The sequence below is a fragment of the Paraburkholderia rhynchosiae genome (genome assembly GCF_002879865.1).
Taxonomy (GTDB): domain Bacteria; phylum Pseudomonadota; class Gammaproteobacteria; order Burkholderiales; family Burkholderiaceae; genus Paraburkholderia; species Paraburkholderia rhynchosiae.
Map to the genome: position 1 here is coordinate 16,614 of NZ_PNXY01000042.1, position 24,999 is coordinate 41,612.

At 59.3% G+C, this 24,999-nt stretch carries 20 protein-coding genes and 1 pseudogene; 8 read left to right on the forward strand and 13 right to left on the reverse strand.

Features of this window, described 5'->3' with window-relative positions; all coding sequences use genetic code 11:
• Positions 1-10: 10 nt before the first annotated feature.
• The 4 genes from C0Z16_RS32785 to C0Z16_RS32800 form a co-directional block, all read right to left on the reverse strand.
• Positions 11-1,147 carry a transporter substrate-binding domain-containing protein gene (locus C0Z16_RS32785; protein ID WP_102636172.1) on the reverse strand — a complete coding sequence of 379 codons (1,137 nt, stop codon included), beginning with the start codon at positions 1,145-1,147 and terminating at the stop codon, positions 11-13.
• A 117-nt stretch (positions 1,148-1,264) separates the two neighbouring features.
• The gene (locus tag C0Z16_RS32790) at positions 1,265-2,992 is read right to left on the reverse strand and encodes a nitric oxide reductase activation protein NorD (protein WP_158244559.1); all 1,728 of its coding nucleotides are present in this window, start codon (positions 2,990-2,992) and stop codon (positions 1,265-1,267) included.
• 5 nt (positions 2,993-2,997) lie between these two features.
• Positions 2,998-3,807: a CbbQ/NirQ/NorQ/GpvN family protein gene (locus C0Z16_RS32795; protein ID WP_102636174.1), complete on the reverse strand. Its 810-nt coding sequence runs from the start codon at positions 3,805-3,807 to the stop codon at positions 2,998-3,000.
• A 72-nt stretch (positions 3,808-3,879) separates the two neighbouring features.
• Positions 3,880-4,917 carry an aliphatic amidase gene (locus tag C0Z16_RS32800; RefSeq protein ID WP_102636175.1) on the reverse strand — a complete coding sequence of 346 codons (1,038 nt, stop codon included), beginning with the start codon at positions 4,915-4,917 and terminating at the stop codon, positions 3,880-3,882.
• A gap of 414 nt (positions 4,918-5,331) precedes the next feature.
• Here C0Z16_RS32800 and C0Z16_RS32805 point away from each other — a divergent pair, with 414 nt between their 5' ends.
• The 5 genes from C0Z16_RS32805 (at position 5,332) to C0Z16_RS32830 (ending at position 11,268) form a co-directional block, all read left to right on the forward strand.
• On the forward strand, positions 5,332-6,660 hold the full coding sequence (locus tag C0Z16_RS32805) for a purine-cytosine permease family protein (RefSeq protein WP_102636176.1): 1,329 nt from the start codon (positions 5,332-5,334) through the stop codon (positions 6,658-6,660).
• Positions 6,661-6,740: 80 nt separating this feature from the next.
• Positions 6,741-7,757, forward strand: coding sequence for an alpha/beta fold hydrolase (locus C0Z16_RS32810; RefSeq protein WP_102636177.1), 1,017 nt, complete (start codon positions 6,741-6,743; stop codon positions 7,755-7,757).
• A 125-nt stretch (positions 7,758-7,882) separates the two neighbouring features.
• Positions 7,883-9,040: a porin gene (locus C0Z16_RS32815; protein ID WP_102636178.1), complete on the forward strand. Its 1,158-nt coding sequence runs from the start codon at positions 7,883-7,885 to the stop codon at positions 9,038-9,040.
• Positions 9,041-9,700: 660 nt separating this feature from the next.
• On the forward strand, positions 9,701-10,021 hold the full coding sequence (locus C0Z16_RS32825) for a DUF4148 domain-containing protein (protein WP_102636179.1): 321 nt from the start codon (positions 9,701-9,703) through the stop codon (positions 10,019-10,021).
• Between the two features lie 326 nt (positions 10,022-10,347).
• Positions 10,348-11,268 carry an SDR family NAD(P)-dependent oxidoreductase gene (locus C0Z16_RS32830; protein ID WP_208638657.1) on the forward strand — a complete coding sequence of 307 codons (921 nt, stop codon included), beginning with the start codon at positions 10,348-10,350 and terminating at the stop codon, positions 11,266-11,268.
• A gap of 296 nt (positions 11,269-11,564) precedes the next feature.
• Here the strand turns inward: C0Z16_RS32830 and C0Z16_RS32835 are convergent, their stop codons facing one another.
• The 8 genes from C0Z16_RS32835 to urtA all read right to left on the reverse strand — a co-directional run bounded on the left by C0Z16_RS32835 (position 11,565) and on the right by urtA (position 18,513).
• Positions 11,565-11,858, reverse strand: a complete 294-nt coding sequence (locus C0Z16_RS32835; RefSeq protein ID WP_102636180.1) for an FmdB family zinc ribbon protein — start codon at positions 11,856-11,858, stop codon at positions 11,565-11,567.
• Positions 11,859-11,931: 73 nt separating this feature from the next.
• Positions 11,932-13,110 carry a formamidase gene (fmdA, locus tag C0Z16_RS32840; RefSeq protein WP_102636181.1) on the reverse strand — a complete coding sequence of 393 codons (1,179 nt, stop codon included), beginning with the start codon at positions 13,108-13,110 and terminating at the stop codon, positions 11,932-11,934.
• 54 nt (positions 13,111-13,164) lie between these two features.
• A complete protein-coding gene (locus C0Z16_RS32845; protein ID WP_102636182.1) occupies positions 13,165-13,419 on the reverse strand; it encodes a hypothetical protein in 255 nt (84 codons plus the stop codon).
• Between the two features lie 67 nt (positions 13,420-13,486).
• Complete coding sequence (gene urtE, locus C0Z16_RS32850) at positions 13,487-14,176, reverse strand: urea ABC transporter ATP-binding subunit UrtE (RefSeq protein WP_102636183.1); 690 nt, start codon at positions 14,174-14,176, stop codon at positions 13,487-13,489.
• A gap of 52 nt (positions 14,177-14,228) precedes the next feature.
• A complete protein-coding gene (gene urtD / locus C0Z16_RS32855; RefSeq protein ID WP_102636184.1) occupies positions 14,229-14,972 on the reverse strand; it encodes an urea ABC transporter ATP-binding protein UrtD in 744 nt (247 codons plus the stop codon).
• Between the two features lie 31 nt (positions 14,973-15,003).
• The gene (urtC, locus tag C0Z16_RS32860; protein ID WP_102636185.1) at positions 15,004-16,149 is read right to left on the reverse strand and encodes an urea ABC transporter permease subunit UrtC; all 1,146 of its coding nucleotides are present in this window, start codon (positions 16,147-16,149) and stop codon (positions 15,004-15,006) included.
• A 23-nt stretch (positions 16,150-16,172) separates the two neighbouring features.
• Entirely contained in the window at positions 16,173-17,090 is a 918-nt protein-coding gene (urtB, locus tag C0Z16_RS32865) for an urea ABC transporter permease subunit UrtB (RefSeq protein WP_102636186.1), read from the reverse strand.
• 121 nt (positions 17,091-17,211) lie between these two features.
• Positions 17,212-18,513 carry an urea ABC transporter substrate-binding protein gene (gene urtA, locus C0Z16_RS32870; RefSeq protein WP_407070718.1) on the reverse strand — a complete coding sequence of 434 codons (1,302 nt, stop codon included), beginning with the start codon at positions 18,511-18,513 and terminating at the stop codon, positions 17,212-17,214.
• Between the two features lie 435 nt (positions 18,514-18,948).
• On the opposite strand from urtA, the gene C0Z16_RS32875 reads away from it, so the two are divergent.
• The 3 genes and pseudogenes from C0Z16_RS32875 to C0Z16_RS32885 form a co-directional block, all read left to right on the forward strand.
• Positions 18,949-22,461 carry an ATP-binding protein gene (locus C0Z16_RS32875; RefSeq protein ID WP_102636192.1) on the forward strand — a complete coding sequence of 1,171 codons (3,513 nt, stop codon included), beginning with the start codon at positions 18,949-18,951 and terminating at the stop codon, positions 22,459-22,461.
• Positions 22,391-23,332: a response regulator transcription factor gene (locus tag C0Z16_RS32880; protein WP_341867646.1), complete on the forward strand. Its 942-nt coding sequence runs from the start codon at positions 22,391-22,393 to the stop codon at positions 23,330-23,332. The genes C0Z16_RS32875 and C0Z16_RS32880 overlap by 71 nt, the downstream gene beginning before the upstream one ends.
• 150 nt (positions 23,333-23,482) lie before the next feature.
• A pseudogene (locus tag C0Z16_RS32885) lies at positions 23,483-23,949 on the forward strand (acyl-CoA dehydrogenase family protein); the annotation flags it as partial.
• 609 nt (positions 23,950-24,558) lie between these two features.
• On the opposite strand, the gene C0Z16_RS37580 reads toward C0Z16_RS32885, so the two are convergent.
• The gene (locus C0Z16_RS37580; protein WP_146014388.1) at positions 24,559-24,759 is read right to left on the reverse strand and encodes a hypothetical protein; all 201 of its coding nucleotides are present in this window, start codon (positions 24,757-24,759) and stop codon (positions 24,559-24,561) included.
• Positions 24,760-24,999: the final 240 nt, after the last annotated feature.

Below are 24,999 nucleotides of genomic sequence, written 5' to 3' on the forward strand. Positions count from 1 at the left end.
CCCCCCGACATCATTTGGCCGACCAGTCGCCAAGTGCGTGATCAACGAGATAAGGATCGGGCCCCACCGCTGTCCCGGCTTCCTGCTCGATGACGAATTCCCCGCGTCCATTGACCCGGCCAATGCGTGGATACAGCCACGTATGGTGCGTCGAAGCATCGACGCGCACCCGCCCCTGTGGCGCGTCGAATTCACTGCCAAGCAATCTGGGCATCAACGCTTCGATGTCGGCGCTGCCCGCTGCGCACATCGCGCGAGCCATCAGATGAACCTGAAAGTACGCTGCCTCCCAACTGGCGTTAGGCATCACGTCGGCCCCGAACGCGCGGGCGAATTTCTCCACGCACGCGTGATTGGTCTCCGATCCGATCGAACGGAAATACGGCGCGGCCGTAATATGGCCGCAGGCGATTTCCGCTCCCATCTGCCCGACCTCGACTTCGGACGTGGTCAGGCTCGCGATCGGCATGGTCGCCGGGTCAAAGCCTGCGCGTGCATAAGCCCGATAGAAGTGCTGCGTCGCGCTGCCGACAACCGTCGAAAATATGAAATCCGGGCGCGTCTTGCCGATCTCTTCGATGATGTCGGCAAAATCGTCCTCAGTCGCGCCCAGACGAACGTAGCGCTCACCTAGTTTCGCGCCACCTGGCCGCTGCATGACAAGGTCGGACATGATGCGGTTGGACTCATACGGGTAGATGTAATTCGATCCGACCATATACACACGCGGGCCGAAATGCGAGGTCATGAAGTTGGCCAGTTGCACACTGTTCTGGTTCGGCGCAGCACCGGTATAGACGAGGTTCTCCGAAAATTCGAACCCCTCATAGAGCGTCGCGTAGAACAGCAGGCGATTCCAGCGTTCGACGATCGGCAACACCGCTTTGCGTGTGCTCGACATGTAGCAGCCGAAGATCACCGGTACGTCGTCTTCGAGAATGAGGCGCTCGGCAAGCAGGCGGTACTTCACAGGATCGGACTGAGGGTCGTAGCGGATGGGCACCACTTCGCGTCCGTCAATGCCGCCGGCGTCGTTAATCTCGCGTATCGCGAACAGGGTTGCATAGAGCTGCGACGTTTCAATTGCCGACGTTACGCCGGTCTCAGAATACAACACACCTACTTTGATTGGCTCTGTCTGTGCCACAGTCGTATGCGCCCTTGTTCGGTATGTCGGAGTTGGGCGAAATTGAAGGCCGAGGCTTCATCTTACTTCGCCAAAAAACGCGGAACGCGGCGAGCTCTCTCGCGCCGCGCGGTCGGGCTATCTCAACAGGTTTTCGAGCAACCGGCTGATCTGAACGGCCAGATTCGTCGCCCGTTCCATGAGCATATAACGCTGCCGTCCGAAGATTGTCCGCGCATGGCGGGCATCGCGATCGAGCGCAAAGCAGAAAGTCAGGATGCCGCGCGACGACAGCTCTGCAACCGCGTGACGCGCGTCCTCGACCAGATGCGACGTGTCATGAACGTCGATGTCGGACGGCGCGCCGTCCGAGACGAGAATCAGCACTTTGGCGTCAGTCGTCTCACTCTCGAGGCACGTCGCGGCGTGACGCATCGCGGCGCCCATGCGTGTCGAAAACGCGCCACGCTGTGCCTGAAGCCTTTGCCGCTCCACTGCGCCGAAAGGCTCATCGAAATCCTTGATGCGGCTATAGTGCACCTGATGCCGGCCATTCGACGCAAAGCCGTGCAGTGCTAGTCGATTCGCCGCCGGAGAGCGCGCCGTAGCGATCGTGGTCGCCACCTCTTTCTCGATGTCGAGCATGGACGGCTCGCCAGCTTTGGCCCGGTCGTTGGTCGACTCGGAGAAATCGAGCAGCAGGAGCACCGACATGGTCGCACGCCTGCGGCGCTGGCGTTGGAACACCCGCTCGTGGCTGGCAATGCGCGCGCGCAGCCCGATCTGGGCGTCGATCAACGCGCTCAAGTCGAAGTCGTCACCGTCGAACTGCCTGCGCAATCGCTGGACGGGTTCCTGCCACCAGGGCGGCGGTGGCCGCCGCGACGGCGCACTACGCTCGGCATGACCGGGGGCTTGCGCTGGCGAACGATCGAACACGCTCGTCCATTCGGCGAATTCGGCGCCCACACGCGCGTGCCATTCTGGGTATCGATGGCAGCGCACCTCTTCGGCTTCCCTGGTTGCTTCGTCGTTTTTCGCAGGCTGGTCGTTCGACCGGTGCTCCAACGCAGACTGGTCTGCCAGTTTCATTTGCGTCGGCTCGGGCTTCTCTGGTTCCGAGTCCTCGTCCAGACGCCAGAGATAGGCGTTGTCGTCCCGGTAGGCCGGCTCGACGTAGTACGTCGAGAAATCGAAGCGCACACGCATCTGCGCGAGATCGACGGCCAGTATGCTTGCGACTTCCGCGTACGCATCGTCGTTGTCGGGGCACCCGGCAAGTTCTTCGACGAGATCGCGGCCCTTCATGACCCAGTGATTCGTGTCGTCGAAGTCGGGGTAGTGCAACGCGCGCGCCAGTCGAGCGGCAAGCGAGGCGAAGCTCATCACACCCCCGTCAGCGAGGACCGTATGAAAGCCGCCCCACAGCCGGTGCAGTCCGGGGTACTCGCCCATCAGCAAACGCTCGACGCGCGCGTCTTCGATCAACGATGCGACAGCGACCCACAACGCGCCGCGTTTGCCGACCGGCGACGCTGGCCGCGAATAGCGCAGGTGTGCGACTGCATGAGCGACCGACGCCTGATACAAACGTGTCGCGGCAGCGGGGTCAGCCGACAATGCGGCCGGCGGCAATCTGATCACGCCGGCACCAATCGACGCCCGAACCGGCAACGCCGCTTCTTCCGGTGTAAGCACTTCGATCTTCAAGCCGCTCGCCGCGTCACTGGCCTCGCTGGCATGCCCGAAGCCGGTCGCATAATGCCCAACCATGCGCTGCACGCGCTCGAACAACGCGAGATCTTCCACGCGCAGTTCCGCCGCGGCAGCCTGCGCTCCATTGCCATCGTTCAGGTCGTGCAGCATCGTCATCACGGACCGAACTGGGCGGTCACGAATCCGTCTAGCGCAGCGCGCAATTCGTCATCGTCGGTAATCGGACATGTCATCGCAAGCTCGCAGGCCGCGCGTGCCGCGATACCGCCGCGTATCAGAGCCCCTGCATGGACGAGCATGCGCGTCGAGATGCCTTCGGCGAGGCCCCGCGAGCGCAGCAGGCGCGACTGTCCGGCGATCCGTACCAGCTTCGCCGCGGTCTCGCGATCCACCTTGCCTTCGTGGGCGACGATTTCGGTTTCGACCGCTTGATCGGAGTATTGAAATTCGATCGCGCCAAAGCGTTGACGTGTCGACGGCTTCATGTCTTTCCCGAAGGTCTGATAACCGGGGTTATACGACACGACGAGCTGGAAGTCCGGATGGGCGTGCACGAGTTCACCGCGCTTGTCCAGCGGCAGAATGCGCCTGTCGTCGGTGAGCGGATGAATGACGACGAGCGTGTCCGAGCGCGCTTCGATAACCTCATCGAGATAGCAGATCGCGCCATGCCGAGCGGCCATCGTCAGCGGGCCGTCTTGCCACGACGTGCCGCTGCCGTTCAACAGATAGCGCCCAGTGAGGTCCGAGGCGCTCATGTCTTCGTTGCAGGCAACGGTGACGAGCGGCTTGCCCTGGCGCCATGCCATATGCTCCACGAAGCGAGTCTTGCCGCATCCGGTCGGACCTTTCAGGATCATCGGCATGCGCTGCGAATAGGCGGCGTCGAACAGTTCGATTTCCTGACCTACGGGATGGTAGAACGGTTCGCGTTCGATTCGGTACTGCGCGAGCATTTCGTGCATTTGACATCGTCCTCGTGAGTTTTGCGCACCGCGCGTGAGCCGGTGTGCGGCACCGGCGGCGCGCGAAGGCTGTTACCGGTGCGCAGGCTCACTGTGCGGAATCCCTTCGATCGGGCATTCCGGCGTGCCGGGCAGCGAGCGCGTGAGCAGCTCGACCTGGCGACGTGCGCCCTCCGGATCGTTGACCCATTTGCCATAGAACTCGAACGGGCAGGCGGCTACGCCATGCATGTCTTCGCCAGAGTTGATCTTGCCCGTGTAGCCGCGATGCAGCAGCTTATAAAGGTGGTTCTGCGATTGCATGTTCCTGCGGGCGTCACGTAGCAAGCTCGTCGACAATTCTGCGTACTGGATGCCCATTTCCTCGGTCCCGCATTCGCCGAGTGAGCGTCCATCGAAACCAACGATCGCCGAATGGCCGAAGTACGAGTACACGCCGTCGAAGCCGGTCGCATTCGCCACCGCGACATAGACGTTGTTCATCCACGCCATGGTCTTGGCCACCATCACCTGTTGCTCCTTGGCCGGATACATATAGCCCTGGCAGCGCACGATCAGTTCAGCGCCGCGCATTGCGCAATCGCGCCAGATCTCCGGATAGTTGCCGTCGTCGCAAATGATTAGGCTGATCTTCATGCCCTTCGGCCCGTCCGACACATACGTGCAATCACCCGGATACCAGCCTTCGATCGGCGTCCACGGCATGATCTTGCGATACTTCTGCACGATCTCGCCGCGGTTGTTCATCAGTATCAGCGTGTTGTACGGCGCCTTGCTCGGATGTTCCTCGTGTCGCTCGCCAGTCAGCGAGAAGACGCCCCACACGTTGGCTTTCCGACACGCTGCACTGAAGATTTCCGTCTCCGCGCCGGGAACCGTAGATGCCGTTTCATACATTTCCTTCGCGTCGTACATGATGCCGTGCGTCGAATACTCCGGGAAGACAACAAGGTCCATCCCCGGTAGTCCTTGCTTCATTCCGACGACCATTTCCGCGATTCTGTGCGCGTTGTCGAGAACTTCCGCCTTCGTATGCAGCCGGGGCATCTTGTAGTTGACGACGGCCACGCCGACGCAGTCGTTGCTGCTGGAAATATCACCGTGTCGCATTGCTTCTCTCCTGTTTCGATATGAAACGCACGAACAAAAAAAAGCCCGAACGGACGCGAAGGTCCGGTCGGGCTCTATTGCCATTGCGACTCGCCGGCGATGTTGGCGGCGAGTGCGAAACCGTAAATGTACGGGCGAATGCTAGTTGGCGTGCATACGCTTGTCAAGCGTGTGAGCGAACAGTTCTATCGAGCCGTCACATTGATTGCCTTCTTCGAGTCTCAAAGGGCTTGACAGATTATTTTTTCCGAAAGAATCTAATAACGTCATTCTTATCCGCGATGCGTCAACAGCGACGATATAGCGGGGGCAATAGAGCCCACCAGACAGCCCGAAAAGGCGTCTGGTGGGTTTTTTTTTGGTCAAGGCCAGGGCTCGCCTGATGGCAGCTCAGCTTCACTTGGAAAGAACGTCATGTCACCTCCACAATACGCAGGCGTCGGCAGCGAAACGGCGCTTGAACACGTGTTCGGCGAAGAGTACGAACACACACCAGTCCCGAATGTGGCGCGACGCAGTGTCATGTCGCTCGCGACCGTGTGGATCAGTTTTCCGATGATCATTACGAGTGCAATGACGGGGTCCATTCTCGTCGCAGGGATGGGTTTTAGCCGTGCGCTCACCGCGATGGTGATTGGCAACCTATTGATGTTCGCTTACGTTGGCTTGCTCGGCGGCCTGGGAGCGAAGCACGGTCTCAACTTCGCGCTGCTGGCGAGCCGCGTGTTTGGACGCAAAGGCTACGCTTTGGCCTCGGGCCTGCTTTCGAGCCTGCTGCTCGGCTGGTACGCGGTACAGACCGGCATTACCGGCAATCTCATTCACTCGTCTTCTGGCACAAGCTATCTCGTCATGACGTTCATCGCGGGTCTGCTTTATCTCGCAGTGACGTTCGTCGGAATCCGCGGGCTGCACTGGCTCGGCATGGTTTCTGTACCGCTCTTTCTTGTGCTCGGGACGTGGGTGGCGATCGATGCCGGCGGGCACGCGGGATGGGGCACCGTGTTCGAGTACAGCGGCACTGATCCGGCATCGTCGATGGCATTCGGTGTCGGGTTGACGATCGTGATCAGTCTGTTCGTCGATGCGGGCACCGTCTCGGCAGACTTCAATCGCTGGGCGAAGAACGGTCGTGATTCGTGGATTGCCACGTTCACCGCCTTTCCGATTGCGAACTGCTACGCGATGCTGATGGGCGGCATCATGACCGCGGCCATCGCCTTGCCAGCTCCGCAACCGTTCGGCATGGACAACATGTTCGGCTACATGCTGAGCCAACACCAGACATGGCTGAGCACGGTTGCGGTCATATTCCTCTTCTGCAGCCTGGGCTCTGTTTGCGCTCACTGTCTGTATAACTCCGCCGTCGGTTGGTCCCGGATCGTCGGCGTCAAGATGCGCACTGCCGCGGTCATACTTGCCGCGATCGGCATTGCCGTAGCCGGAACCAACGTTTGGGCACTGTTCATTCCCTGGCTCTCTCTGCTGGGCATTATCGTTCCGCCGATCGGCGCCATCGTAATGGTTGACCAGTATCTCGCGCGCCCCGGCGCGGGCATAGACCGCCAGTGGCGCGCTCAGGCTTTCGCCGCCTGGGCGATCGGATCAGTGGCGGCATATGTTGTCGAAAAACGCTTTCCCGAATTTTCCACTGCCGTGTCGGCATTCGTCATCAGCGCCGTTGTCTATGGATTGATCGCGCAATTCTCGAAGACAGCAAGCATCGCTGCGGACGGCGCCTGACGATCAACGCCCGACACTGTTCACACCCGCGCGTGCCCGCGCCTCCATATCAATGTATCTTCACTGAGGATTGCTTTATCGTGTCCGACTACAACATCTTTTCTCTCGGCGACATCGTGCTGCAAAGCGGCATGCGGGTTCCCGACGCCAGGCTGGCCTACAAGACCTACGGGACTCTCAACGCCGCCAAAGACAACGTGATTGTCTACCCGACGTGGTATTCGGGCCAGCACTATGAAAATGAATGGCTGATCGGCGAGGACAAGGCGCTGGATCCCACCAGGTACTTCATTATCGTGCCGAACATGTTCTGCAACGGTCTTTCGTCGTCGCCGAGCAACACGCCTGCTCCGTACGGCAAAGCGCGTTTTCCGAATGTGACCGCGTACGACAACGTGCGCATGCAATGGCGGCTCGTCACGGAGTTATTTGGTATCCAGAAGATCGCTCTCGTTACGGGCTGGTCGATGGGCGCATTGCAGACATTCCACTGGGGTGCAATGTATCCGGAGATGGTCGAGCGAATTCTGCCGTTCCAAGGCTCCTCGAAGTGCTCGCGTCACAACTTCGTGTTCCTGGAGGGTGTCAAGGCGGCGCTCACCGTCGATGCCGCTTTCAGTGACGGCTGGTACGACGCTCAGCCCGACAAGGGCTTGCGTGCGGCCGCGCGCGTTTATGCGGGATGGGGATTGTCGCAAACGTTCTATCGGGAAAAGCTCGATCTCGAGAAGCTTGGCTACTCCTCTCTTGAAGACTTTCTGGTCGGTTTCTGGGAGGGTTGGCTGTTGTCGAAGGACGCCAATAATCTGCTCGGCATGCTGTGGACCTGGCAGTACGGCGACATCAGCAATAACGAAATGTATCAAGGCGACTTCGTGAAGGCGCTTTCGTCGATTCGTGCCAAGGCGATTGTCATGCCCTGCAAGACCGACCTTTATTTCCCGCCGGAAGACAGCGAATTCGAAGTCAGGCATATGCCGAACGCGGAGCTCCGCGTGGTCGATTCTATCTGGGGGCACTTTGCCGGCGGCCCTGGGACGAGCCCCGTCGATATCGGCGTGCTCGACAAGGCACTACGTGAGCTGCTCGAACGCTGAAGCCCAGCGCTGGGAACGCCGCGCGCCACCAGAAACCTGGTGGAATAGCGGGCCGAACAATCTGAAAATCACCAGACGACAGCGATCTCAGTTATATCGGATTACTACCTGTTTAGAAAACAACCATGTTTATCAAAAGAAAGCATTTGGCAGCGGCAGCAGTTGCGGGCGCACTTGTATCGGTCGCTCATGCGCAGAGCAGCGTGACGCTGTACGGCGTGCTGGACGAAAGCGTTCAGTTCACCAACAGCGGAAAAACCCCGGGCGGCAAAGCCGGCCCCGTGTGGGGACTGGGCAATTCCGCCAACAACACGACGGTTTTTGGTATCAGGGGCAGCGAAGATGTTGGCGGCGGCATGCATGCCATCTTCGACCTCGAAAGCGGATTCAACCTCGGCAACGGCGCTAGCTCCAATAGTGCCGACATGTTTTCACGGCAGTCGTGGGTTGGCGTCAAAGATGACCGCTGGGGCACATTGACACTCGGCAAGCAGTACAGCCCGGTCACGAATTACTTGTGTCCCGTATCGGCCTACTGCACGTTTGGCGGGAACACCTCCGCACACGTCTACGACAACGACACAGTCGGCGGAAGCTATACGGTCAGCAACTCGGTGACGTACGAAAGTCCGGTTGTTGCCGGTTGGCATTTCGGCAGCATGTACGCCTTTTCCAATGCCGCCGGCCAGTTTCAAAACAACCGTCTTGTAAGCGCCGGCACCGCGTATGACTATGGTCCATTCCACTTTGCGGCGGCTTATATGGACGCAGACAATCTGGTGAGCGCAAACAACAGTTTGGGTGCCGTAAATGCGGGAATGGGGTACACCATCGCTGCAGGCGACCAGACCATCTGGGGCGGCGGTGCCCGCGCCGACATCGGAGCCGGAACGGTCGGTTTGCTATATACGCATTCCAGTTACCTCTCACTCGCAAGCGGGAATTCGCTCGATGTGCGCGCCGGCGATGATCTCCGCTTCGATAACTACAGCGTTTACGGCAAATACCCGCTGACGCACGCGCTGAGCCTTGGCGCCGGCTACACGTTGACGACTGAGCACCTTTCCGGCGCGACCAGCGCAACGCTGCACAATCAGCAGGTCACGATGGAGGTCGACTACGGCTTGAGCAGGCGGACGCTGCTGTACACCGAGGCAGCCTATCAACACGTCTCCGGGGGTAATGGCCTAAGCCTCTCCTACGCCGAAATAACGGACACAGGCATTGAATCGGGCAGCAACAACCAGACACAGATCAGTGTCGGTCTTCGCCACAATTTCTGAGCGCACGTGCCCGAGCGGCCAGAAGCGGCGCGCCCCGTTGCAGACCGGTTCACGTTGCACATAACCTGGGGTGCGCCGCCGCTCAACGTCGGCATCTCCATCTGGCGTTGAGCGGCACTCCTTCGATACGGGCCGGATATACTCGAGATCTCGAGAAGTCGACCTTCAGGAGGACATATTGCTTCCTTGCGGATCGACTTCCAATAACTAATCGACGCCTATCTCGCGAAACGCGCGTGATCGTTAGCGGAAAAGAGATTCCGCGGACGTTGATCACATGATCAAGCGAACTCTGCTTGATCGTCGGAACGAAAGGCGCGACCATGCTCGGCACCACGTTGTAGAGTGCCTGCGGCAGGATGACCGCGCGCATCTTCGGTCTGTCGTTTAGCGCTGCCGCTGCACAAGCTGTCGTACCTGCTGCCCCCCGTTTTTGACAGCCCGCATATCCCGCACTTATTGCGTCCGGCAGAAAAGCTGGCGCGACGCCGTTCAATCCAGCCAGTCTTGATTAACTATCCTTCACGTTCGGGATGCGTCAACGCGCCGATCGACTAGATATCGTGATGGCACGCACTCACGTCGTCGCGCATTGGTCTCTCGTGGCCAATAGAGACCGCGGTTTGTGATTTCTTCAAATCTCGAAAAGCAGGAGTTCATATGAACAGCCGATTCAAGATGACCTCGGTCATCGCCTTGATGATGCTTAGCGTATCCGCTAGCGCAGCGGAGAAACTGTCGGTAAAGGAATGTCACTCATATCCCTTTGTAGCGGCCAAAGCCGGGATAACACATGGCGACCTCATTCGCGAATTGTCGGAGCTCGAATCGGTTGGATATGAACCGGCCCGAAATGATCCGCGCTATCCGGAGGAGCTCACACGGGCGGAGAAGCGCCTGCATGCAAAGTTCGTTGCCGATTGCGCGTCGGCATCGCAAGCCTCCGCGAAGGGGAGCGAGGATGCCCGTGCAAGCTCCTGATCCGGCTGGCGCGGCGCCTTCTGACAAAGCATCTTTCGAAATCTGGTCTTTCGAATGTGAGTCGCAAACGCCCGCCCGGCCTGTTGAATTCCCATCAGGTCGGCATATCACAGCCTCGTCGCCCGCCGTCACATGCGCGGCGGCGAGCGAACCCGAGATCTGAAAGGAGCATTTAATTGATAATCAATGACGGAAGATGTGACGTCGACCAGGCTGAGCCGGACCGCTCGCGACGCAAGTTGCTCGTTGGCGGCGGTGCCGCCGCCGCAGGCATATTGCTGTCAGGCGTCGCACATGCCCAGAAAACGCACGGGGGCGCTCCAACTATGGACGGGATGCCCGTGCCAGTGCCGCCGGCGGCCAAGACCGCGGGGCCAATCGTCGCTGGCCGCGATTCCAGGCTGCAGGGGCGTGTGGCGGTCGTTACCGGGGCGGCCCGCGGAATCGGTCGCGCCATTGCGGTCGAGTTCGCAGCAAATGGAGCGGACGTCATTGCGCTCGACATCTCAGGACCGGTCAGCACCGCCTCTGATGCAGCGGCCGCCACGCCGCAAGAGCTTGCTGAGACAGTCAGCATGATCGAGGCGTATGGGCGCCGCGCCGAAGGTATTCGCGCGGACATCCGCGACACCGCCGCGTTGCGCGCCGCTGCGACTCGCATCGAACAGCGTTACGGAAAAATCGATATCGTCGTTGCGAACGCAGCCATTCAGTACTGGAAGCCACTTCTGGATCTTCAGGACACAGAGTGGACGGACGTCATCGACAATAACCTGAACGGTACCGCAAATACTATCCGTGCATTTGCACCAATGATGGTGAGACGCAACTATGGGCGCATCATCGTCGTTTCTTCGATGCAGGGACGGCATGGAACGAAGGACGCAGCAAGTTATGCGGCGTCCAAGTGGGGCATCTTTGGGCTGATGAAGTCGGCGGCACTCGAACTCGGTCGCTACAACATTACAGTCAACGCCGTAGTACCAGGGCTCGTCGCCACCGCTTTGACGCTGTATGAAAAGCGACTGACGGAAAGCGTGGGTGAAACCGGCTACCACAAACCGAACGGCCTGCTCACGCCGCAGGAAGCGTGGGACCGCCGCGCGGCAACGATGCCGCTTGGCGTCGGGTGGGTGCAGCCCGAAGACGTCTCGCCTGCGGCGGTATTTCTCGCTTCGGATGCCGCGGCAATGGTCACCGGCTCCGAAATCGAAGTTACGGGCGGCGATAGCGCGAAAAATCTATAGCGGTGCGCCACTAACCCGCAGCGGCGCTAGTCGCTACAGAGGTGTGCGATGCAGGCAATGCCAATCGGCAACTATTTCAAGGTCCTGCTCCAGATGACGCGGACGCAGGGGATAGGCAACGTACCTGCGCGCGCGCCTCTGCATCACCTCTGTGGGTAATGCAGGCGCTTCAGCACCTCGGCCGAATCGCGGGTTCGGCAGGTTCATCGGCTCATTCACTGGCGACGTTCTATCAGCCGGATTCCGCCGCCCGCGTCTTACTGCCACACAACCTCCTGCAACGCCGGGCTACGTCGTTAGCCGCATAGGCTGCAATTGCCGCCTTTGCAGACATGAAACACACTCGAGCGCCCCGCCTCAGCGCGTGTTCCAGGGCCTGTCACTCCTGCCCCCGTCAATTGCTCGGCCCGACTCTGCGGCTTCCAGCGTTCGGTGACGCTGAATTGCACGTTGCGTGCCGTAATCATTGCTTCCGCCGCAACGCTTTGCTCACAATAGGGACAGTCGACGGCATCGCCGCGCACGGATACCGCTAGCAATTTCTCGAAGATTCCCTCGCACGAGGGACAACGCATATCGTAAAGTGGCATGTTGCATACTTCCCATCAGTCCAATGTATCGCGGCGGACCGAATGGCTCGCCGCTTGAGTCCAGATCTGCTTGTCAGTCCCTGTGACCCCAGAACGCACGCTCGCTGAGCATCCCCGTCGGTGCGATGTTTTTCTCGAATATTGCGAGCGGTAATGACACCGTGGCCGAGCAGTTCGGAATATCGACGATGCCGCCGATGCGACCTTCAACGGGGGCCGCGGTAAGCAACATATATGCTTGCGGTCCGGTAAACCCATGCTGCTTCAGGTAGTCGATGGCCTTCAGGCAGGCTTGCCGATAGGCGACCGTAGCGTCCATGTAATAGTTCTTTCCGTTCTCGACGCTAATTCCCTCAAAGGTCAGCCACTGGTCGTAACGCGGCCTGATCGGACTAGGCATGAAAACCGGTGCACTGAGGTTGTACTTGGCCATGCCACCTTTAATGAGGTCAAAGCCGACATGGGTCGCGCCGTCCATTTCGATTGCGCCGCAAAAACTGATTTCGCCGTCGCCTTGAGAGAAGTGCAGATCGCCCATCGAAAAGCCCGCGCCCTTGACATATACCGGGAAGAAAATCCGGGTTCCGCTCGAGAGATCCTTGATGTCGGTATTGCCGCCATGCTCGCGCGGCGGAACCGTGCGGGCCGCCTCTTTCGCCATCCGGTCGAAGGCGGCTCCGCGTACACCGCGCAGCACAGCGGTCGACGGCTCCGGCGGTTTTGCAAGACCCAGTTCCGCCAGCGGCGCCTCCCGGCGATTCCACTCGGCCAGCAATTCAGTCGACGGAAGGCAGCCCATCAGGCCCGGGTGTGTTAGCCCGGCGATGCGCACACCGGGGATATGGCGCGAAGTGGCGTACAGCCCTTTCAGGTCCCATATCGCCTTGGCCGCATCTGGAAAATAGTCGCCGAGAAAGCCGCCGCCATTGCTCTTCGCGAACACGCCCGAAAAGCCCACTGGCGTGATCGGTTTGATATCGAGAAGATCGACAACCAGCAGGTCGCCAGGCTCCGCTCCTTCAATATGGAAAGGACCGGTAAGCGGATGTGCGCGGGTCAGGTCTATATCGCGCACATCGTCAGTGCTGTCGTTGTCCTTGATTTGCGCGTCCAGAAAGTCCAGCGACTCGATGATGATCTCTTCACCGGGCTTAACAGTTGACAGGAAGGGAATATCCGGATGCCAGCGGTTATGGCCAAGTTCTGCTTGCTCGGCAAGCGGCACGCCTGGCTTGATCGTGAAATGTTGCATGTATTCTCTCCGTGCTATCAGGTTGTGTTTGCAGTTACCGCGTGCAGGCTCCGCCTACGCTGCGGGAAAGACACATGCAGCGCAGCCTGCCTGGTAGCCGCCGTTGGCGGTGTCGTCCTTGATTTGCGTGCATACCCTGGCGATCCATTCGGCTTCTTCCAGCACTGTGCCGTCAGGCAAGGTGCCGCCGCGTGCATCGAAGCGCAGCAGGCAAACCGCACAGGTCTGAACGCCGGCAGTGCTGCGGCCTTTATGCCTGTCAGTAAAGCCAGCATGGCCGAAGCGGTTGTAGCACATGTAACCGAGCATCGTTTGCACTCCTTTCCAGTAAGCTGCGCGCAATAAATGCCCGCGTTGTCCTTAACCATTTCGGATGTCAAACAGAGAGATAGCCGCTGATCTTCGCGATATCGACTTCCTCGCGCCGATCTTCGTGAACGAAGCGGCCCTTCTCGATCACCAGCAAACGGTCCGCGACTTCCATCGTGAAACTCAGCACCTGCTCGGAAACGATGATGGTAAGTTGCTTCAGGTCCCGAATCTCTTTCAGCGAGCGGGCAATGTCCTTGATGATGGAGGGCTGAATTCCTTCCGTCGGCTCATCGAGCAGCAGTACTTTGGGATTGGTGACCAGGGCGCGCGCGATGGCAAGTTGCTGCTGCTGACCGCCCGACAAATTCCCGCCGCGGCGATCGCGCATATCGTATAAAACAGGGAAGAGATCGAATATTTCCGCAGGCACCCGCCCCTGTGCCGCTTTCGGCAAGCCCGTCTTGATGTTTTCAAGGACCGTGAGCGTCGAAAAAATCATCCGGCCTTGTGGCACATACGCAATCCCTCGCGCGACCCGCTCGAATGGTTGCAGTTTTGCGACGTCGACACCGGCCACTTCCACCTTGCCCGCACGGCACGCCAGGATGCCCATCAACGATTTGAAAAAAGTCGTTTTACCCATGCCATTGCGCCCCATGACGGCGACGATTTCGCCGGTGGCAGCGCTTAAATCGAGTTGATGGATCACTTCACTCTGACCGTAGCCCGAGACCAGTCCTGTAACGTTGAACATAAACTGTTCCTTTTGAATTCAAAGTTAGGTTCCGGCGCTGCACGACCGCGCTTCAATGCCCGAGGTAGACTTCAATCACTTTCGGGTTGGACTGCACCATGTCCATGCTTCCTTCGGCCAGTACCTTGCCCTGATGCAGCACAGTGACGCGGTGTGCGATGTTCTTAACGAACTCCATGTCATGCTCGATTACTACGACCGACCGATTTTTAGCAACCCGCGACAGCAATTCGGCGGTCTTTTCGCGCTCCGACACGCTCATGCCCGCAACCGGTTCGTCGAGCAGCATCAGTTCAGGATCCTGCATCAACAACATGCCGATCTCGAGCCACTGTTTCTGCCCGTGACTCAGTAGCTCAGCCGTTTGTTGCAGCATGTCACTCAGGAACACTTCCTCGGCAATCTGGCGCACTCGCTCATCCACGTCAACGGTACGGCGGAAAGCAATGGCGCCGAACACACTGCGCCCGCGGGGAAACGACACTTCGAGGTTTTCGTACGCAGTGAGGTTTTCATATATGGAAGGCGTCTGGAACTTGCGACCTATCCCGGCGCGCACGATCATGTGCTCGCTCATCCTCGTCAATTCCAGTCCTTTGAACTTGATGCTGCCGCTGGTAGCTCGCGTCTTCCCGCTTATCAGGTCGAGCACGGTGGTTTTGCCAGCTCCGTTCGGTCCGATTACGACACGCACTTCGTTGCGGTCCACATAAAGGTTCAGGCCGTCCACAGCCTTGAAACCGTCGAACGAAACCGTCAGATCCTCGATCGATAGTACGAAATCTCTTTTAGCCATGGTGTTCTCTGTTTTTGCGGAGAGACCTGCGTCAGGCCTCGGGATCGGACGCCGACAGCGTCACTAGCGCGCGACGTCGCAGATAGGCAGTCACCGGTAAGCGTGCAAGCAGCTTCTTGCCGTGACTTTCGTAAAGACCGGCGAGGCCATTCGGGAAGAACATCACCACACCGATGAAGAGTGCCCCCATCAGGAATAGCCAGAGCTGCGGGAGCGATTCCGAAAAATATGACTCGCCGAAATTGACCAACAAGGCGCCGTAGACGGCACCGAACAGGGACGTGCGGCCGCCTACTGCACAGAAGATCACCATTTCGATCGACGGAACGATACCCACGAACGACGGCGACATAAAGCCGACCTGCAGCGCAAACATCGCTCCACCGATGGCGGAGAACACGGCTGCGACCGAGAACACGAAAATCTTCAGGGCCGCAACGTCATAGCCTGAGAAACGTACGCGCTCCTCCTTGTCGCGCATCGCTACCAGCAGCTTGCCGAGCTTGCTCGATAGAAGAAATTTGCCAAACGCGATGCACAAAAACAGTAGGCCGGCATTCACAAAGTAGAGGACGTAGTGCGCCGAAGTGGTGCGTATGTCCCAACCGAGAACCGTGCGCAAATCGGTAATGCCGTTCACACCACCGGTCAGCCCCTGCTGCCCGATAATGAGGATGGACAGAATGGCTGCAATCGCCTGAGTCACGATCGCAAAATAGACATCGCCGACGCGCCGTTTGAACATGGCGAGTCCGATGACAAAGGCAAGCAACGCCGGTATCACCAGCACTGCCACAATAGCGAACCAGAGGTGCCTGAATGGCTCCCACATGAGCGGCAGATGCGTAATCTGATTCCAGTCCATAAAGTCTGGAATCCCCGGCGTGGACTGGATCTTTGTACTGACCGGATCCGATGCTTCCAGCTTCAGGAACATCGCCATGCAATAGCCGCCCAGACCGAAGAACACGCCCTGCCCCAGGCTGAGGATCCCTCCGTAGCCCCAGCACAGCGTCAGTCCTATCGCCACAAACGCGTAAGTAAGATATTTGCCCACCAGGTTCAGCCTGAAAATGTCCAGCGTCACCGGCAGCAGCACCAGTATCAGAAGACCCAGCCAGATGAATCCCATCGCACCGGAGCGTCCACCCAGCCACTTGAGATATCGAGAATTCATTGCTTTCTCCTGCGATTGAACAGCTAGCGCCGTACTTTGGTTGCGAACAGGCCTTGCGGACGTAGCATCAGAATGACGATCACGGCTGACAAGGTCAGCACTTTCGCCATCGAGCCAGACAGAAAAAACTCTGTCGTCGACTGGGTCTGGGCGATCGAGAACGCGGAGGCAATCGTGCCGAACAGGCTTTGTGCGCCGCCGAACACGACGGTCAGAAAGGTATCCACGATATAAAGCGAACCGCTCGTCGGCCCGGTCGAGCCGATGGTAGTAAAGGCCGCGCCTGCTATACCGGCAATCCCGCATCCAAGCGCAAAGGTCAGGCGGTCGACCTTGCTGGTGCTGATTCCGACGGCGCCGGCCATAATCCGGTTCTGGGTGGTAGCCCGCACCTTCACGCCCCACTGCGATTTGTACAGAAACAGCAGCAGAACCGCCGTCAGCACCATGGCAAGAACCATCACCATCAGGCCGTTGATCGGGATGTCGAGACCCTGATAAGGCGATAGTGAACCCATCAGCCATTGCGGAAGATCCGGACTGACTTCCTGTGAGCCGAACAACGAGCGAAAGGTTTGCTGCATGGCAAGAGACAGGCCCCAGGTCGCCAGCAGGGTGTCGAGTGGGCGCCGGTATAGATGGCGGATCAGCAGCCATTCCACCAGGTAGCCGAAGGCAAAGGCAACCGCGAACGCGACCACAATGGCCACGAAGAAGTAGACAGGTTGCAGTGTCGGCGCATACTTGTGGGTCAAGGCGGATAACACATAAGTGGTGTAGGCGCCGATCGTCAAAAATTCGCCGTGCGCCATATTGATCACGCCCATCTGCCCGAAGATGATGGCCAGACCGAGCGCCATCAGCAGCAACACGCTGAATACCGAGAGGCCGTTGAAGCCCTGCATAGCGACGATCGCGCCAAACTGCGAGAACCAAGCCATGGTCAATCCCCTGCGCGGCCTGCGTTCGAGCAGGCTGTGTTAAAAATCGAAAAATGCAACAGCGACTTGCGATTCCCGCCGGCAGCAGCCATTGCGACCGCCGGTGATCACTCTCAGCTTTTTATTGATAGCCCTTCGGAAACGGATTCGGTTCAATCAAGTCCGACTTGTAGACAACCTTGAATTGACCATCGCGCTGGCCCTGGCCAATCAACGTGTTGCTCCACAAATGGTGATTCGGGTGGACTTTGACGTCGCCTTCCGGCGCGTCCTTGAACTCCAGACCCGGCGAGGCCGCCACTACCTTGTTGACGTCGAAACTGCCCGCTTTCTCGCAGGCCATCTTCCACAGCCACGGGCCCAGGTATGCGGCCTGGGTCACGTCACCGATCACCGCGTCCTTGCCATATTCCGCTTTGAATGCCGCAACGAACTTGTTGTTGGCAGGGTTGTCCAGGCTCTGGAAATATTTCATGCACGAATAGAAGCCCTGGAAGTTTTCGCCACCGATACCCAGCAACTCGTCTTCGGTCACCGAGATGGTCAGCAACAGCTGCTTGTCGCCTGTCACGCCGGCAGCCTTCAGTTGTTTGTAGAACGCGACATTGCTGCCGCCCACCACGTCCGCGAAAATCACGTCCGGCTTCTTGAACTTCATCTTGTTGATGAGCGAACCGAACTCGGTGTTGCCGAGCGGGTAGTACTCTTCGCCGACCACCTCGCCGTGCAGCACGTTTTCAATGTGCTTGCGGGCGATCTTGTTGGAGGTGCGCGGCCAGATATAGTCCGAGCCGACGAGATAGAAAGTCTTGGCTTTTTTCTCTTTGGCGAACCAGCTCAGACTGGCCAGCACTTGCTGAGTCGCTTCCTGACCGGTATAGAACACGTTCTTCGACTGTTCCAGGCCTTCATAGAACGTCGGGTAGTACAGCAGGCCATTGTCTTTTTCAAAGACCGGCAGCACGGCTTTACGTGACGCAGACGTCCAGCAGCCGAATACCGTGGCAACCTTATCGCTTTCGAGCAGCTTGGTCGCCTTTTCCGCAAAGGTAGGCCAGTCACTTGCGCCGTCTTCCTGGATTACCTTGATCTGGCGGCCGAGGACTCCGCCCATCGCGTTGATCTGTTCGATCGCGAGGCGTTCGGCGCGGATCGATCCGGTCTCGCTGATTGCCATCGTGCCGGTTGACGAGTGCAGCTGACCGACCGTCACCGTGGTATCCGTGATCGCCCTGCCCGTCGTGTTGACTTGCGAAGTCGGCGGAGCAGCAGCGAACGATGGCTTGATCATCATCGCGAGCGGCAGCGAAGCAAGTGTCAGTGCGACTTTCCGCCGGCCAGGAGAGGCAAGTTGGGCGGCGCGGGCGGATGCTTCGCAAGCATCGTCGCCGCCGTTGTCGTCGAAGCGTTGTGTCATGTTCAAGGTCCTTGTCTGCGTAGGTTTCAGGTCTGGCTGGCGGGCCGGGCAACGTGGATAGCGCCGATACGGCGGCTCATTTGTCGTCGAGCGGCTGACGCAGAATAGGCATCCGAATTCCCGATCGGAATACGTCATTTGACTTATCTGCGCTGTGACGGGTCTACGTCAAATGACGTATCGGCAGGTTAGAAGCACCTCGCTATGCTCCACGCGGACCGGTGGGGCGCAGGCCATCGCCTATCGATCAGCCTGGCGCCGTGACGGTGCGGCAATGCCACATTTGCGGCGCGTCGCGCACCGCTTTGAGCCAGCGCGGCACGTGCCCGCTGGCTGAGTTCTCTGGACCCTCATGACTGCGCCATGCGTACTGTGTACGTGTGGCATGCGCCTTGCCTCTATTCGCCGGGTCGCTCCAACCACAGCCCGAATCGGACAATTTTGGTGAACCAGTCTCCCGAACCAGCGGTCCCCCGTGCCATACCCGTGCAACGCATCATCAAGGTGCGGCGCGACTACAACACATGGGTCGCCGACGAAACCATCGAGGACTATGCACTGCGTTTCACGCCACGCACGTTTCGCAAGTGGTCCGAGTTTCGGGTAGCCAACACGGCGTTTGGCGCGATCTCCTTCCTGGCGCTCGAAGCAGTGGGCGGCTCGATCACCATCAGTTACGGGTTCACCAACGCACTCTGGGCGATCGTGCTTGTCGGCGCGATCATCTTTTTGACGAGCCTGCCGATCAGCTATTACGCCGCGAAGTTCGGCGTCGACATGGACCTGCTGACCCGTGGCGCCGGATTCGGGTACATCGGTTCGACCATCACGTCGCTCATCTACGCGTCGTTTACTTTCATTTTTTTCGCGCTGGAAGCCGCCATCATGGCGATGGCGTTGCAGTTGTACTTTGGAATTCCCCTTTCATTGAGCTATCTGATCTGCGCCGTAATCGTGATCCCGCTCGTCACACACGGCATTACGCTGATCAGCCGCCTTCAGGCGCTCACCCAGCCGCTGTGGCTCGTGATGCTTCTGCTGCCTTATGCGGCCGTGATCTGGAAAGAGCCCGGCTCGCTGCGGGATCTGCCTAACTTCGCCGGCAACGCCGGCGGGCATGGACACTTCGACCTGCTGATGTTCGGCGCCGCGACGACGGTGCTCACTTCCATGATCGCGCAGGTAGGAGAACAGGTTGACTTCCTTCGCTTTCTGCCCGAGCGGACCGCGCTCAACAAGCGCCGCTGGACTTTAAGCATGCTGAGCGCCGGCCCAGGCTGGATCGTTCTTGGCGTAGCCAAGTTGCTCGGGGGTTCTTTCCTCGCCGTCCTCGCGATTGAGCATGGCGTGTTGCCCAGCCACGCGGTCGAGCCGACCCAGATGTACCTGGTCGCATACAAGTATCTGTTCGGTTCGCCGGAATGGGCGCTGCTGGCCACTACGTTCTTCATTGTCCTGTCGCAACTCAAGATCAATGTGACTAACGCCTATGCGGGATCGCTCGCGTGGTCGAACTTCTTCGCGCGGCTGACACATAGCCATCCGGGTCGCGTGGTGTGGCTTGTGTTCAATGTGCTGATCGCATTCATGCTCATGGAGCTGGGAGTATTCCGCGCGCTCGAACAAGTACTTGGGCTTTATGCGAATATCGCGATCAGTTGGGTCGGTGCGGTAGTGGCGGATCTGGTCATCAACAAACCGCTCGGCCTGAGCCCGCAGGGCATCGAATTCAAGCGCGCTCACTTATACGATATCAATCCGGTCGGCGTCGGTGCGACACTGATTGCCTCGTCGCTGTCGGTGCTGGCGTTTATTCACGTCCTGGGGGACACCGCCCACGCGTTTTCGGCGCTGATCGCGCTCGCCGCCGCTCTGATCGCCGCGCCGGCCATTGCCTGGGCGACCAGTGGCAAGTACTACATCGCACGTCAGCCGGTCGCGTTAGCCGGGATTCCGCTGGGCAAGGGCTATCAGTCGATTCGTTGCTGCATTTGCGACAAGGCGTACGAAACCGAAGACATGGCGCACTGCCCGGCTTATGAAGGTCCGATCTGCTCTTTATGCTGCACGGTGGACGCGCGCTGTCATGACCTGTGCAAACCGGGTGCCCGGCTATCCGAACAAACGAATGCGGCGATACGCTGGCTTTTGCCTAAGGCCCTGTCTACCCGATTCAATACTCGCATCGGCCAATACCTGCTGCTGTTCCTGCTCGTGACCATGATCATGGCCGCCATTCTCAGCCTGATCTATACGCAGGAGTCGGTGCTTGTCGCCGAACTCTCGCCAGCCGTTGATGTGCTGCTGCGCACCGCATTCCTGAAACTGTTCGCGGTGCTGGCGCTCGCGGGCGGGATTGGTTGCTGGTGGAGCGTGCTGACTTCCGAAAGCCGGCGCGTTGCGCAAGAGGAATCGAATCGGCAGACGCATCTGCTGCTTGAGGAAATCGACGCCCATCAGCGCACTGATGCGCAGTTGCAGCGTGCAAAGCAGACCGCGGAAAAAGCCAATTTGGCGAAGAGCCGCTACGTTACCGGCATCAGCCACGAACTGCGCACGCCGCTAAACAGCATTCTCGGCTATGCGCAGATGCTCGAGCAGGACACGTCCATTGCTCCACGCCACCATCTCGCGCTGGCGGTGATCCGCCGCAGCGGCGAGCACCTTGTATCGTTGATCGATGGGCTGCTCGATATCGCCAAAATCGAGACTGGCAAAATGACGCTCGACTTCGAGGAAGTCCGCTTTCCAGAATTCGTCGCGCAGTTAGCCGACATGGTTAGCTTGCAGGCAAGCGCAAAGGGCATCGCCTTCCATTACGAGGCTCCCCCTAATTTGCCCTGCGCGGTCCGCGCCGACAAAAGACGGGTGGGCCAGATCCTCATCAACATTCTGGGCAACGCGGTGAAGTTCACCGATCACGGCACCGTTACCCTGCGGTTGCAATACCGCCGGGAGATGGCTGTGTTCGAAATCATCGATTCCGGCAGAGGCATTGATGTGAATGACCTGACTCACATCTTCTTGCCATTCCAGCGCGGCGGCAATGTCTCGGGCGGTTCAGAAAATGGTACGGGGCTAGGCCTCACCATAGCCAAGATGCTGGCTGACGTAATGGGAGGCACCCTCACTGTCGACAGCGAAATCGGCCGCGGAAGTACGTTTCGCGTCCAGCTGTTCTTACCCGAAGTACGTGAGCCGCAGCCGGTTCGAGCCGTTCCGAAACTGCCAATAGGCGGCTACGGCGGTCCCACGCGCCGGGTGCTGGTGGTAGACAACGAACGGGTGGACCGCGAACTGCACGTCAAGTTGCTCCAACCGCTAGGCTTCGAGGTTCAGGCAGCAAGCTCCGGGCTCGAAGCACTTAAAGCCGTCTCGTCGTTCGCGCCCGACCTGATTCTGCTCGATATCGGCATGCCGCTGCTCGATGGCTGGGAAACCGCACGCCTGCTTCGCGCCAACTTGATGAGCGATGCGCCAATCATCGTGGTCTCGGCCAACGCCTTCGACAAGGGCCGTGAAAACGCGGCAGGCATTCACATTGAGGATTTTCTCGTGAAGCCTGTCAATGTTATTGAACTGCTCGAATTGATCCGCAAGCGCCTTGATCTGCGATGGACCCCGGCGATCGCCGCCGTTGCGGCGCAGACACCGCCGGTTGATCCGTCACCCGCCGCCGCGCCCTCCGCGGCGCCGGCAGAGGCAGTGCTACCCGGCCCAGAGCTGTTGCGCAGCCTGCATGAGCTGGGCACCCTGGGGTACGTGCGCGGCATCCTCGACAAGCTTGGCGAAATCGATCTGCTCCACCCGTCCTATGGCGTTTTCACCAGCGTGTTGCGCACGCACGTCGAGCGCTTCGATCTGGCTGAATATTTGCGACACCTTGACCGAACCCTGCAGGCCAACTCCGATGCTACGCCCCCATCCGCTTCGCGATGTCGTTCTGATTGTTGACGACGCGCCCGAAAACCTTTCTATCCTGCATAGCCTGCTCGACAAATCGGGCTACATGGTGCTGGTGGCAACTGACGGCGCCCGCGCACTGGACTGCGCACACCGCTTGCCGCCGGATCTAATCTTGCTTGATGCGGTGATGCCCGGCATGGACGGCTTCGAGACCTGCCGGCGGCTCAAGGAAGACTTCCGGACGCGTCCCATTCCGGTGCTGTTCATGACCGGGCTCGCGGAGACCGAACATGTTCTGCAGGGCTTCCAAGCCGGTGGTGTCGATTACATCCCGAAGCCGATCCGTCCCGCCGAAGTGATAGTGCGCATAGCTTCGCACCTGCGCAATTCACGCCTGATCGTGCAGACGCGTGCGGCGATCGACGCTGCCGGTCAGGCGGTAGTCGCCGTTGCCCCCAACGGCGAGGTGCTGTGGCTGACGCCGCTTGCCCAGTCGCGGCTACGCGGCTCGCTCGATGTGGAAGGTCGCCTGCCGGCGGCATTGTGCGACTGGCTCCACGGCGCGTTGCGGGCATCCGAGGACCGACCGTTCGAGTTGCTGACCGCAAGCGAAGAACTGATCGTCAGCCGGCTGCGTCGTGGCGCTCACGGCGAGGAACTGCTGATGATCCAGTGCAAGGTCGGTTCGCCCGAGCCTGCTGCCTTGATGCAGGCGTTCCGGCTGACCCCTCGCGAAGCCGATGTGCTGTATTGGGTCGCTGCGGGCAAGACAAATCGCGATATCGCCGATATCCTCGGTATGAGCCCGCGCACGGCCAACAAACACCTGGAACACGTCTTCGAAAAGTTGGGTGTGGAAACCCGTACCACGGCTGCACGCATGGCGTTGAATCTGGTGACACCGCACATCGCGCAGTAAAAGTAAAGCGTCGGCCGAAGCACCTGCCTACACGGCGTCTTACTGCGCCGGCGCACGAGATGACGACTGACGGATTGCCGCCTCCGGGACAGCCATGCGCAGGGCGATCTGGCGATATGAAATCTAGAATTGCAGGACTTGTCCGCGATGATGGGACAAGAGGGAGACGGATACAGGATTGCTCTTTCAAACTTGGAGGCGGGGCGCATCGGCATCGCAACGCAAGCGGTAGGTATGGCACGTGCAGCATTCGAAGCGGCCGTGAACACGCCAAAGAGCGTGAAACCTTCGGAAAATTGTTGATTGAGCATCAGTCGGTCACCTTCCGATTGGCCGACATGGCAACACAAATTGAAGCTGCGCGGATGATGGTGTGGCGGGCCGCGACTCTAACGGATGCCGGCAAGGCATGTCTGACTGAGGCGTCAATGGCGAAAATGTTCGCGTCCGAGATGGCTGAGAAGGTTTGTTCCGATGCAATTCAGATTCACGGCGGCTGCGGCTATGTGTCGGACTTCCCGGTCGAGCGCATTTATCGCGACGTTCGAGTATGCCAAATCTACGAAGGCGCAAACGACATCCAGCGAATAGTGATTGGTCGCGCGATTGCGCAATGAGCTAAGTCCACGCAAGCCACCGGGGAGGGGTACGGCGCGCCGTCGCTGGTGGCTGAGGCTCCTGCGCCCCAGCCGTCTTGCACATATGCCCGCACACTACCTCACCGAACGGGTTGCCGGTACGGTTCGCTTCGGTATTCGGCTCTTGCGAATGGGGCCGCGCTACAGCAACTGGTCGATGCATGGAAGCCATGGATGATGACGTGCATTGAGTCGGTCGCCGGCTTTAGCGGCGACTTCGGATGACTATATACGTCAGGGAATCTTACAGCCCGACAGGCAGACGTCGGTATTGGTGGGCGGCTTCACTTCGCATAGCCGACATTCGGCCGACGGACGTGTAAAGGTCGCCTATGGGTCGTGAGTGCGCACTGCCGACTGGCCGCTTCTAGGCAGCGGAATTCCACTGGCCGCTTTCGAGCGATGAGGTTGAAGAGCGGACTGACGCAGCCCGTTAAGCGTTGTTCGATGCCTGCCCTTGTCCGCAGCCCATGAGTGCACGGCGACGCATGCGGGCAGGCGTTGGACAAGGCTCGAGGGAGGAAACCGCGGAGTGAACCGACGCGGCCGAAACCTTGATCGGCTATGGGGAATAAAGCGGGCTCACCGTCAGCCTTGCCACCGGACGCTGAAGCGAACCTGGGTCGGGATGGTGTCGAAGGCGGTTTCGAAGGTGTCGACCGGGATGATGTGACGATGCCGCGAGCGGCGCCAGGGGCTGCCTGGAGCGGCAGACGTGAGTGTCTCCTGTTGGCGCTCGTTGCCGAAGAGCCGACGGTCCGAATGAAGATCCTGGTCATTTGCGCTCATACGCTGCCTCGGAATGTCGGGGGCGCGCGAATCGGATGGGTGCGCGGGAGGATCTCGATGATGATCATCGGGGCGCCGCAGTGTCTGCAGACAAAGGTCGGCGCTCTGGTATCGGACGTGTCAGAAATCTTGTGTGCTGAGGCCGGTTAGAAATCTCAGTTGATGGCGCTGGTGAACCGCTCGCCGAACAGAATGGCGAACTGATTCACTGCTTGCCGCCAGGTGATAGGCGGCATCTTC